The organism is Paenibacillus mendelii, assembly GCF_024498075.1.
GTDB lineage: Bacteria > Bacillota > Bacilli > Paenibacillales > Paenibacillaceae > Paenibacillus_Z > Paenibacillus_Z mendelii.
Window position 1 is genome coordinate 38514 of sequence record NZ_JANHOF010000028.1, and the last position, 9067, is coordinate 47580.

The window sequence follows — 9067 nt, forward strand, 5'->3', positions numbered from 1 at the left end:
TTTAATTGTGAGGTTAATGGGGAATAAGTCGAAGCCGCGACGGTCTCTCCGATCCCGTAATACCCTTTCTCGAGCTTTGCTTAACGATTTCCACTGCCGCTTCATCATACATGGAGAATCCGGAAAAGAAAGGGTAGAACTTATTGGGGTATTTCGTGTACGCCTCCCACGATAATCGATCGCTCACCATCGCGGCGGGTTCCGATATGGCTCCGAACAGGACCGTTTTATCGACATGGTACTTGTCCCATATCGCAATCGACCCTTTGTCGGCGTAATAATCCGCATCATGATTGTGTACATCGATAAGCCCTAGATGCTTGTACTTATCGAACAGCTCAGGTCTCACTGTCCTCACGATCACCCCACCTTTCCCATTCTACAGGATTCATTACTCGTTTAAACTTTTCGTGAGCATGATCTCTAATGGCTCATGATCAAGTAATAGACATCCCGAATCTTTATAGCCTAACTTCCTATAAAAATGCTGTGCTTCTTCATTGGCTAAGGTTGAGGTCATCACCAGCTTACAACCCTTTTGTTTCATTTCATTTTCCCAGAAGAGAACCACTTGTTTTCCTATTCCGCTGCCTCGATAGCCTTCTTCAATCCATATCATATTCATGAAAGGTGTATTATCCCAAAAGTAACCATATCGCATCCAGCCGATATTCCTATCTTCCTGATCGCGAATCATGAAGATTTCATTTGCTTTTATTTTCGTTCGTATTAAACTCTCTAAAATATGTTTGTCACGATCCACAATATACGTGTAATCCGATTCCGTTGCATACTCAATCTTCATTCGCAGTCTCTCCCTTGTTGGTATTCGAGTTATATCATTTAACTTACCATACCGCTCCTGATAAATGGCGGGATAGATTGCTTATACCACAATATTACCTTCCCCTAATAAATAAAGAAGCAGGTGCCGCGGCATCCTGCTCTAATGATTATTGCTCAGTTTACACCCGTTCTACTGTCTATACTCGTCTTAATATCCTTAACCAGCTGTATGGAGGCTTCGATTTCAACTTTTCTGGTGGATACACTTTCAACGCTGCAGCCGATCGGAATACCCTTCTCGATCCCGAAATCCAATAATTCATCAAAAATTTTCTTAGATAAGCTTACCGACTTATCCAAGATATCATTTGAATTGATCAGATCATTCTCCAGCCATTTCGGAATACTAATCCCTAACCATTTCATAAACTCCAACGTCTTTTGAGAGCCGCAGGGTGCAAGATTGATTAAGATGGGGACCATCTCTATTTCTTGCTCTCGGCAATAATAATAGTAATCCGACAAGAAGTTTTTTGAAGCCTCCACATTATAGGTGGCCTGGGACACGAAAAATCGACAGCCCTTCTTTATTTTATTCGCAACCCGTATATGTTCATCGTTATTTTTCGCATGTCGCTCAGGAATGACAACTCCGCCAAACATCAAATTTTCGTTGCATTGCTTGCTTATTTGATAGGCTTCCGAAAGACCGATTTGAACTTCTTGCTTACTCGAAGAAGCGCCTACATAGACGGAGAATCGATCTTGCTCGGCGTCAGCCGTGATCCATTCCGATAATTCAGCCTCCGTATACTTCCCGACGCACCGATAAATAATTTTCGGAACGGTTAATTGATTTAAATACGCCTTGCTGTACGTGGTTGGATCAACCGTTCGCAAATACGGGAAGGGCCGGTCCTGTTCAAGTCTGTCGGTTTCCTCCTGAACATCGTATAGAATTAAACCGTCTATATCGAGATCCTTCAGTCGTTCACATTGTCTTTGTGCGATTTCAGCTAGCTTGTCTGGGGCATGGGTTTCCTTCGGCGGTGTCATGCCATATGTGATAATACCCGTCTCTTTATGGACTATTTTATCTTTTAACAAACGTATACATCCCCGTTCCTTCGAATTCCAAACCAAAAACCCCTCGGTACTGGCTGTTATACCAATACGACAAAGGGGCTTCATTTCCTTCCTTATTCGTTACTTCAACATTTCCCAGACCGCTGTGAATGCCGCATCATCCAGCTTAAAGAATACGTCGGCCGGTGCATATCGAACGTAACCTCCCTGATGCAAATCCAGGCGAACCTCACTCTGGTCCTTCAGTGTAAACAACAGAAACTTCCGGGATTGGCCTTCCTCGCTGTAAATCCCCTGATCAATCAGCTGCTTCGCCTCGATCGGCTTAGCTGCGTTTAGTGCCTCAAGGAATTTCTGAAGCGTTTCGTTCAAAGGGACTTGCTGATACTGCTTCTTGTCATAATTCCAGCTATCAAAACTCTCCCATTTCACAGCTTGCTCATTCCCTATAATGTTGAGCTTCTGCAGCACATCCGCTCCGCTGGAAATTGAAATCCCATTCAGACATTCATAGAATTCCGTCCAGATTTGGCCATCGGCAACTTGATACGTCATTAGGCGAAAATTACTGTCGTAGCCCTTGACCGTGAAAATGTCCTGCTCGCCAATCGAGGAGGCCAGCTCCTTCGCATAATCCTTCTGGCTGCTCCATTCATCGATATTCCCTTTGGTACGGCCGACCTTCTCCCCCAGTACGGCTTGGGCAGCTTCAGGCGAAATATGCGAGGACGTCTGGGTATAGATCCGCCCTTGATAGATGAATAATCCGACCATGTCCATCGCTGCATTGGTTTTCTTGGGCAGCTCGATCTTCGGAATGAACACCGAACCGTCAGCAACCGTTTGCTCAGGAGGAACGGAAGGTGTGGATCCGCCGCCAAAATCAGCGATCACGAGCATCCAGGCACATGCAGCAACCACCAAGCTTACGGATACGGATAGAATGACCGTTCGTTTACGTCCGAATGAGTTAGGCTGCCTTGTCCCCGCCAGATTCTGAGCTATTCGCTGCCCGAGATGGGCGTCCGGCTCTATGGTGTCGAAGGCCCGCTTATAATCGCTCTTATTCATTAATCTTCCTCCATTTCAATTCTCAGCATCTCGCGCCCGCGCTGCAATCGCATCTTGACGGCGGATTCGCTGATTCGCAGCGCTTCGGCGATTTGTTTGACCGAATAATCCTCATAGTAGAATAAATGGATCGCCGCTTTGTACTTGAAGGGCAGCCGAAGCACACTCTCCACAAGCTCCGCATCTGCGGCCGAACTGCAGTACGCTTCGATCTGCTCCATATGCACCACGCGTTTTCTCCACAAGCTTCCGGTCAGGTTTTTGCAAATATTGATGATTACCCGAATCACCCAAGCCTTCTCATGCTCGAGATCAACGAAGCTCGGGGCCTTATATAGCAGCTTGATAAAAGCTTCCTGAACCGCTTCTTCCGCATCACTCTTATTGCCCAGATGGACCATGGCAATCTTGAACAGCATGCTGCCGTACAGACTATACTTACTGGAGAAGACATCATTCGGAAGCGAATGGGTCTGCATGTGTTGTTACCCTCCTTTCACCTCTAACACCATGCAACAGGCCGATCGGTCACATCTGAACCAAATATTTATTCCGTATATTTCACAACCCATTCCTTTCTCCACTCCTGAAAGGATTTAGGTTGCAGCTCTTCTAGCGTATGGCCATCCAAGGACCAGTAACCACCGTATGATGGATCGCCATGTGGCTGTGAAGTTCCTCCTATAGGTTGACCCTCAACTTCAAATACAGCAACATCAACCTCTCCTTCGCTAAGGGGATGATTCGTCACAATGAATTGTTCTATGTTGATGGTCTTGCCGAAATAATCGGAGGGATCCACAGACTGTAATCCCCAGTACATCATGTAAGGCAGCTCTATAATTTTTTGTTTTGTCAGTTCGTAACGATATCCACGCCCTTCATAAGAAATAACTTGATAGCCTTTGCTCTCCAGATAGCTTTGCAATACCGACTGCTCTTTCGGTATTTCATTACGCTCATTACACCCCAGTGAAAAAATTAATAACAGAAGGGAGATCCATATCTTCATGTCATTCACCTCTATTCACATCTTTACTTCATAAATGACGAATCCCTCTTTAGTAAGGTTTCAAATATTTGGAAGTCGTTCATGCTGCGCAGGCGCAGCCGGTTATTCAACGCTTCCCGCTTCCAGCGTCTAACCTAGAGTGAAGGGCAGATAATTTTCTGCCCCTCCTCATCAAACCGTACGTGAGGTTTTCCCTCATACGGCTTTCCGATGTTCGTCATTCATGTGCATGCAGATTACAATAGCGTTTTGAGTCCACATTGTATGGACAATGATTTCACTTCGCGTAACGAGCTCATCCATCGAGCACGTTGACGCTTCTTGGCATACCATCTTGTAAGTCGCTGAAGGATGTACCAGTCCAGCTTTGCCATCTTCTTCTGGCTATAGGCCGTGTAATAGTAGTTACGCCACCCCTGTATTTTCGGGTTTAAATATTCCAAGTGTTCTTGGAATGATTTGTGGCGCATACTCGGCGGAGCTAGCCGCTCCTTCACGACCTCTCTAATCCTCTCTTCGGCCTTTCGGCACAACCATTGTTGGGTTGTGTAATAGACGCGGCCTTTGGATGTTTCGGCTTTCGTCTTTCGATGATGCATACCGAGGAAGTCGAAACCTTCTTCTCCTGTCCATAATCCGACGATGCGCGTCTTGGTTGGATGTAGCGTTAGCTCTAGGCTTTCCATGATCGCTTGAATAAGCTCGAACGCCCGATCCGCATCCTTCTTCGTCTTGCAGATCACCACGAGGTCATCTGCATATCGCGTCAGTTCCCCAACCTTACTGCCATGTCGCTCCCACAGGAGATCGAAGTAATTTAAGTAAATGTTCGCAAGCAATGGAGAGATGACCCCACCTTGCGGTGTACCTAAATCTGAACGTCTGACGTTTCCTTCCTCCATGACTCCCGCACCTAACCACTTCCTCACCAGCTTCAGAATTCTTCTATCGCTGATTCGCATTTCCACCAGCTTCATGAGCTTCTCTTGATTGATGTTGTCGAAGTAGCCTTGGATGTCGACGTCGACCACCCAATTCCCCTTGCGGTTGCATGCTTTTCGGATACGTTCCAGCGCTTGCTTCGCACTTCTCTTTGGCCGAAATCCGTAAGATGTTTCTTGAAAATCCGCCTCGTAGATGGGTTCAATGACGAGTTTGGTTGCCATTTGAATGACACGATCTCTGACCGTGGGTATCCCCAACGGCCGCTGCTTTCCGTCCTTCTTCGGGATGTAATGGCGTTTTACGGGTTGCGGATGGTAATTCCCTTCTTTAAGAAGTCGCTGACATTCGTACACGAAGAACACTTCTCCTTGCTTCTCAATGTCCGCTAACGTCTCCCCGTCAAATCCAGCCGAGCCCTTATTCGCTCGTACTCTCCGCCATGCCTCCCACAGGATGTCTAGCCGGTAAACCTTGTCATACAGTGCGTGAAATCTACGCTTCTTGCTTTCCTTGGCCGCATGACCTAGTTTCTCTTGGAGTTGTTGAACGTTTTCCTTTGGTGTCGTTAGCCGCTTGGCATTCACTGACTCGTACCTCCTCGAGAAACTTGAACAAAGCAGGGCCCCTTCCCTCCCGTAGGTTGTGTTGTCCTCCGGTTCCTTGGTACTATGAGCCCCTCGGACTCCCTTCCTGCAAACCGCTCATTTCACCGTGCTAGCTTATAGAGGGCCTCTTTACGGTTCTGAAAAAAAAAAAACCGTGCAGGGGAGGGTCTCCCCAGTCCACTGCATCTTCTTTCATACCATGCCGATCCCCGTACGCCGGAGGATTCTTCGCTGTCGCTCCAAGTTCTAAACAGCTTCCTTGGCCTTCATCCAGTTAAGCGAGATTCGGCTTCCTCTTTTCCCTCTTGCGAGGCCTTTTTGACGACGCGGCAGGATTCACTTCATGTTACGGCCTGGCATGTCGCTCGCCCTGTCTCCGACAGGTACTTCCGTCGATACGCTTCTACCCACAGATTTCGCCATGCGCAGGTATCCTAGCTACGCGGGAGCTTGACCCCTCCCGCGACCGGACTTTCACCGGTTAGAAGATGCGTGCTTTGCTGGGCACGCCTTAACAAAAAAAGGCCGCATCCATGCGACCTTTCATAAAACGTATACACCGGTCCTCTTTCTAATAGGAATTGCACCATACAAACATAGGGCTCTAGAGGGATAGATATCGTATAGCTTAAACAACCGTATTGCTGATAACAGTCAGAAAACCGTTTATTGAGGTCGTATTAATTAACTGATTAATGGAATCTCTTGCCGTAACGTTGAACAAATACCATTGCTCCTCAGAAGCGTCATAAATCAAAACATCCGGGTCACCGAAGCGCACTAAGGTATAGATATCAAACCGTTTTACACTGTTTCCTTTTTCATCCAAAAAATCAAATTGTCCACCTTTATAATACGACCCAGGTTCGCTGTCGTGAACGCTCCACGAGTATTTAGCAGGGGCATCGACCTTGATACCTTTGTTTTCAATAAAGCTATTATAAATGGCTTCGTTATATGCATTCCCGTTGATTTGTTGGACTACGCCGCCCATCGTCATATGGTATTCGTGCTGCAATGCTTTCACTTGCACATTATCTATGACCAATGGCGAGGTTTCGACAGTTACAGTGGAATTGCTATAATTGACCTTACAGCCAAACGTTTCTGCAATAAAGCGAAGCGGAACGATTACGCGATTATTTTTGACGTACGGTTTTACATCAAGCTGCACCTTTTCACCGTTTTTCACCGCAGTACTGCTGTTCGGTTTTAAAGTTACTTTCATCTTGTTTTTAGTAAGAGTCACTTCCGAATTCGACCACTCGACCTTAGCCCCCAAATTCTTACTGATCGTACGTAAAGGCACCATTGTTCGATTGTTCTTCATTTCAGGCTTCACGTCAGATGCAATAGCTACACCGTCAATTTTGATTTGATTGTTGGCTGCATAAGCAGCAGGTGAGGATGTAATGATTAGAATCAATGCAAGGATAATACCCGGGAAAACCTTCCTCATGATTAATCGCTCCTTCTGTATTTTCTATTTAAGATCAAATCAACAATTGTTCTACAAGGATAACCGGTAACCGAATCAAATACCGCCCCCTTATCTAATAAATTTGACGCGAAAAGCATATGAGTTGTTGCGGGAACCTGCCCGCTAGTTCAACAAAAATGGCGCCCCATTAGGTCGCCATTTTGTGAATATGATTTAAACAACTTGCCAAACCTCTGCAATCAAGGTGTCCATCACCTTTTTAACCTGACGCGAGGAGACCACTGTAAGGCAGTAATCCGGCCGCCGCTGACGACGTTTACCGGCATCTGCTGCCTGATATCGACAATCCAGAGCTGACTTGCGCTTTCTACACCTGTGCATCCCGATAAATATGCGATTTTCATACCGTTCGGCGACCAGCCGACGGGAGTGGCGAAACAGTCGGAAGCCGCCAACGTCCGTTGATTCTGACCGGTGCGGCTGTCGATCTGGATGAGAGAATAATAATTGGGCTCCTTATAGGCGGTTGCGCTGTAGGCGATGCTCCGGGAATCAGGGGACCATGCCGGAAAATAGTTTTTAGCGAGTGGTCCTCCTTCCAGCGTATAGATGGCACCGGTAGCCAAATCCACCGTCGAAATAATGGAGATGCTTGCACCAGGGAACGTATAAAGTGCGAAGGTTCCGTCCGGGGAAAGCCGAACGTCATGGAGCGGTCCGTCCGTATTTTGTGTGATTTGTCTCCGATCTGTGCTATCGGCCCGGATGCGGAAGAGCTGAGTGATGCCGGTGGAATCCGGAGCAGCAAATAGAAGCTCCGTACCCGAAGGGAACCACTGGACATCGCTTGCTCCCGGCTCTGGGATGGAATAGCTCCTATGTGAGAAAGTATCATAGACAACGATTCGCTCGTTTTTGACATACGCCAGAGACCGGCTATCCGGGGACCAGTCCAGCAGCGTGTAGGGTTCAATTTGGTCGATCCTGGCTACGGCAAGCGTGACGGTATCCAGCAGGTGGACCACGTTGCCAATACCGATGAAAGCGATTCTCCTGCTGTCGGGAGACCAATAGGGAACGGAAAATTCCTCACCAAGCCCCTGTGTAAGTTGAAAATTAAGTCCGTCCTGCGGTCGGTACAGCCAAATGTCGAACGATCCACCGCGGTTGGAGGTATAGGCAATCCATCCTTGAACGCGATCATGAGAAACAGCTTGCACGGCCAACATCCTCTCTTGAAGCATCTTATACTTCAGATATATTCATTGGAGGGCGGTTAGGCGACCGTCCCGGACACGGTTAGTGCACGGAAAGCACAGATTTCGTCAACCCGACCTATACGCGGACCCATACGGGTTCAGGACCTTACAAAAGGAATTAACGCCCAATAACTTCCAACATTATAGCAGCTGCGCGGCAAACTGCTCCTTGTTTCGTTCAACTATAAGTCTCCGTTTAGCGGAAGACTTGGAGCGTCTTCCTCAGCTTACCGTTTTTGCAGCTGCCGCGTTAAGGAGTTTTGAACATACCGCATCGCTTCGATATATTCACTTTGCTTCGCTCGGCCCGCCATCTCCTCGAAATCGATTTCTTCTACCCTTTGCTGTATCCACCAAATGTTACACAATGGATTAAGCACACGTCCGACGCGGTCACCAAAAGAAAGCTTTGTCTTTTCTGTTACTGAACTAGGGCGATCTGCTCCCTGGTTGTTTGAACTTACATGTCTCCCGTTAGCGTAACAAGCTCAGAAGAGTAAATTGGGAACCTCACGACCTGTTATACGTAGTAAAAACTAAAGCCAAAGGAGGAATGAAGAAATGCTCAAGCGTTTTCTCCAAAAAATATTAGCGTCTGTCCAACATTCCAAGCATGGACGTAATCGCTACAGCTCCAGCGGTCGGAAGCAGCTTTACGGTCGCCGGAATTCGTCCGACCAAGGTTACGGGCACAAAAACCAAGGCCACGGTTACTACAAAAATAAATATAAAAGCTCTAGCTAATCAAAAAAGCCGCGTACAGGGACTGTTGACAAAGTGAGGCTAGGGGATCATTTCCCCTAGCCTCACTTCAGTCTTTGCGTATTTTCTCTTAAATTACAGCAGCTTTAGGTGGCTCTCC

General features: G+C 47.1%; 9 protein-coding genes. All 9 read right to left on the minus strand.

The features are described from left to right. Nucleotides 1-13: 13 nt before the first annotated feature. Nucleotides 14-358 carry an amidohydrolase family protein gene (locus NNL21_RS34520; protein WP_204822719.1) on the minus strand — a complete coding sequence of 115 codons (345 nt, stop codon included), beginning with the start codon at nucleotides 356-358 and terminating at the stop codon, nucleotides 14-16. 33 nt (nucleotides 359-391) lie between these two features. Beyond that, nucleotides 392-805 carry a GNAT family N-acetyltransferase gene (locus NNL21_RS34525; RefSeq protein ID WP_204822720.1) on the minus strand — a complete coding sequence of 138 codons (414 nt, stop codon included), beginning with the start codon at nucleotides 803-805 and terminating at the stop codon, nucleotides 392-394. A gap of 155 nt (nucleotides 806-960) precedes the next feature. After that, nucleotides 961-1893, minus strand: coding sequence for a methylenetetrahydrofolate reductase (locus NNL21_RS34530; protein ID WP_204822721.1), 933 nt, complete (start codon nucleotides 1891-1893; stop codon nucleotides 961-963). Between the two features lie 99 nt (nucleotides 1894-1992). Continuing rightward, nucleotides 1993-2943, minus strand: coding sequence for a hypothetical protein (locus NNL21_RS34535; protein ID WP_204822722.1), 951 nt, complete (start codon nucleotides 2941-2943; stop codon nucleotides 1993-1995). After that, nucleotides 2943-3422 (minus strand): RNA polymerase sigma factor, encoded by a 480-nt coding sequence (locus tag NNL21_RS34540; RefSeq protein WP_204822723.1) that lies wholly within the window; start codon nucleotides 3420-3422, stop codon nucleotides 2943-2945. The genes NNL21_RS34535 and NNL21_RS34540 overlap by 1 nt, the downstream gene beginning before the upstream one ends. A 68-nt stretch (nucleotides 3423-3490) precedes the next feature. Continuing rightward, nucleotides 3491-3955: a hypothetical protein gene (locus NNL21_RS34545; protein WP_204822724.1), complete on the minus strand. Its 465-nt coding sequence runs from the start codon at nucleotides 3953-3955 to the stop codon at nucleotides 3491-3493. 236 nt (nucleotides 3956-4191) lie between these two features. After that, nucleotides 4192-5484 carry a group II intron reverse transcriptase/maturase gene (gene ltrA / locus NNL21_RS34550; RefSeq protein WP_204822725.1) on the minus strand — a complete coding sequence of 431 codons (1293 nt, stop codon included), beginning with the start codon at nucleotides 5482-5484 and terminating at the stop codon, nucleotides 4192-4194. 649 nt (nucleotides 5485-6133) lie between these two features. After that, nucleotides 6134-6964, minus strand: coding sequence for a copper amine oxidase N-terminal domain-containing protein (locus NNL21_RS34555; RefSeq protein WP_204822726.1), 831 nt, complete (start codon nucleotides 6962-6964; stop codon nucleotides 6134-6136). A gap of 233 nt (nucleotides 6965-7197) precedes the next feature. After that, nucleotides 7198-8166 carry a beta-propeller domain-containing protein gene (locus NNL21_RS34560; RefSeq protein WP_256555678.1) on the minus strand — a complete coding sequence of 323 codons (969 nt, stop codon included), beginning with the start codon at nucleotides 8164-8166 and terminating at the stop codon, nucleotides 7198-7200. Between the last annotated feature and the right edge of the window lie 901 nt (nucleotides 8167-9067).